Here is a 2,747-nt window from a genome sequence, read left to right on the forward strand (position 1 = left end):
AAAGTCCTCTCTGTCTCCGTCTACAACCATTACAAACGGCTCAGCTACGCTCAAGCCAAAAGTGCTAATCCCACCCCCCAGCAGCCGCCCACAGGCGTCAATGGCATCCATAAAGCCAATGCGATCGACGAAACAGTCGAATTGCAAAAGTCGAACATATTGTTGGTTGGCCCTACTGGCTGTGGCAAAACTATGCTCGCTCAAACCCTCGCCAAAGTGCTAGACGTGCCCTTTGCCGTGGCTGATGCTACTACCCTGACAGAAGCTGGCTATGTCGGCGAAGATGTCGAAAACATTCTCCTCAGACTGCTCCAAGTTGCCGACATGGATGTCGAAGAAGCTCAGCGCGGCATCATCTACATCGATGAAATCGATAAAATTGCTCGCAAAAGTGAAAATCCCTCCATCACCCGCGATGTCTCTGGAGAAGGCGTCCAGCAAGCTCTGCTGAAAATGCTCGAAGGAACGATTGCCAGCGTAACACCCCAAGGCGGCAGAAAGCATCACTATCAAGACTGCATCCAGATCGATACTAGCAACATCATGTTTATCTGTGGTGGCGCATTCGTCGGCCTAGAAAAAGTCATCGAGCAACGGATGGGTAAAAAGTCGATGGGCTTCATCCAGCAAGGTGAAACCATCAACCGCGAGCAACGAGCAGCGGATATGATGAAACATCTCGAACCCGAAGACTTGGTTAAATATGGGCTAATTCCAGAGTTTATCGGTCGGGTACCCGTGATTGCCACGCTCAACCCCTTGGATGAAAATACCTTAGTTTCAATTCTGACCGAACCGCGTAGTGCGCTAGTCAAGCAATACGAGAAACTGCTCCACATGGATAATGTCGCCCTCGATTTCCATCCCGACGCGATTCGGGCCATCGCTAAAGAGGCCCACCGCCGCAAAACTGGCGCTAGAGCCTTACGCGGCATCGTGGAGGAGCTGATGCTCGATGTGATGTACGAACTGCCCTCTCGCAAAGATTTAACCCGCTGTACGATCACCCGCGAGATGGTCGAGAAAAAATCTACTGCCGAGCTGCTGATTCACCCAGCTTCAGTCCCAAAACCTGAGTCAGCCTAGCTTTGGTAGACTTAAGATTGGCTGAGACATCGATACCTCAGCCAAATCTCTTAGGTGTGCCGCTAGCGTGAATGTGACAACAGCGCGATCGCTCGCGCCTCGGACGAGTAATGTAGCGTCAACACAGCCAAGTGGATATGTATGCTCTGATACCATCCCACCGGAACTTACTGAAACTCGAACTAGCTCAACTGGCTCGGAGTATAGACGATCCCCGCCCGCGACAAGTTCCATACAAATGGCTGATACCCAAATTCAATAATTCGATCTATATTGTATATATAGATTCCAACCGCTAGCTTAATTTATTTGAGTGTAGCAACGCGAATTTTAATAATTCTTTTTTAGTAGTGCTGACCTAACTGTAAATTCACCATTACTAAGGGAAATCGGGGTTTAAGCTTTCAGGGCTGGTAATAATATTACCAGCCATTTTTGTATCTAAAAATCCGCTCGGATGTCAGTAGCTAAGCCATCGAGTAGGAAATTTTTTCGCAACTTTATAGTATCGTCCGATCGACCGCAATTATCAACGAACTGCCAGATGAATGGGTTTGGCTAACTTTCATCAGTACTAAGCCAGATTGTCGATCGAGCAAACTAGTACTGAGCGGCGCAAGTAAGGACATCATTTCTTGCTACCAGTCCCCCAGTCTCCCAGTCTCCTCAAAATAGTAACTAGATTTATGCCGTAGAGTACCAGTTAGGGCTGAATTTAGAGCAGACTGATGACGACTAATCCGCAGCTAACTTTAGTGCCCATCTCAGTTTAGCCGATCGGGAACGGGGATTGGTGGCTAATTCTGACTCAGTAGCGATAATCGGTTTTTTGGTTAAAACCCGGAGATCCTCGCGTTCGCGGAGGGTATGTTTGACAATCCGATCCTCCAGACTGTGGAAACTAATCAGCCCCAGTTTACCTTCTGGCTTAAGCCAAGTCGGTGCCACCGCCAGAAACTTTTCGAGGGAGCTTAGCTCCTGATTGATCGCGATCCGCAGCGCCTGAAACGTACGTGTCGCTGGGTGAATCCGCCCATAGCGGTAGGACTTGGGCACCGCACCCCCGATCGTATAAGCTAACTGTGTCGTGGTCGTAAATGGTCGTCCGGCGACGATATCACGCGCAATTTGTCGAGACAGTCTCTCTTCGCCATAGGTAAAGATAATCCGCGCTAGCTCTACTTCGGATGTCTGGTTTACCAGCTCGGCGGCGGTGATGCCTTGAGATCGATCCATCCGCATATCTAGCGGTGCTTCATTGCGAAAACTAAACCCGCGCGCTGCCAAATCCAATTGCACCGAACTGACGCCCAAGTCGGCAATAATACCGTCGAATTTTTGGAGTTCCGGCTGATAGTCAGCATAGTTGCCATGCCAAAATTTAACCCGCTCTCCATACGGGACGAGTCTGGCTTTGGCAGCCTCTAGAGCTTGTAAATCTCGATCGAGCGCCACCAAGCGAACATCCGGAGCAGCTTGCAAAATAAGCTCGCTATGTCCGCCACCGCCGACGGTAGCATCCAAATACCAGCCACCTGCAACTACTCCCAATCCAGCGACTATTTCCTGGCTGAGAACTGGAATATGCGAGAAGTTGGCATCCATATGTGGGGACGGGGGGATGGGGGGACTGGGGGACGAGGGGACGAGGGGACGGGGGG

3 protein-coding genes are annotated in these 2,747 nt (G+C 50.2%); 1 reads left to right on the plus strand and 2 read right to left on the minus strand.

Annotated elements, in window-relative coordinates; genetic code table 11:
• Window positions 1-1,086, plus strand: a 1,086-nt coding sequence (gene clpX / locus RMO35_RS16140) for an ATP-dependent protease ATP-binding subunit ClpX (protein WP_309742348.1), incomplete at its 5' end; no start/stop codon positions are given.
• 500 nt (window positions 1,087-1,586) lie between these two features.
• Here clpX and RMO35_RS16145 read toward each other — a convergent pair.
• Together RMO35_RS16145 and rsmH are read right to left on the minus strand one after the other, a co-directional pair.
• Window positions 1,587-1,718, minus strand: a complete 132-nt coding sequence (locus RMO35_RS16145; RefSeq protein WP_309742349.1) for a hypothetical protein — start codon at window positions 1,716-1,718, stop codon at window positions 1,587-1,589.
• Between the two features lie 103 nt (window positions 1,719-1,821).
• Window positions 1,822-2,691: a 16S rRNA (cytosine(1402)-N(4))-methyltransferase RsmH gene (gene rsmH, locus RMO35_RS16150; RefSeq protein ID WP_309742350.1), complete on the minus strand. Its 870-nt coding sequence runs from the start codon at window positions 2,689-2,691 to the stop codon at window positions 1,822-1,824.
• Window positions 2,692-2,747 lie beyond the last annotated feature (56 nt).

Source organism: Chamaesiphon sp. OTE_20_metabat_361 (genome assembly GCF_031364565.1).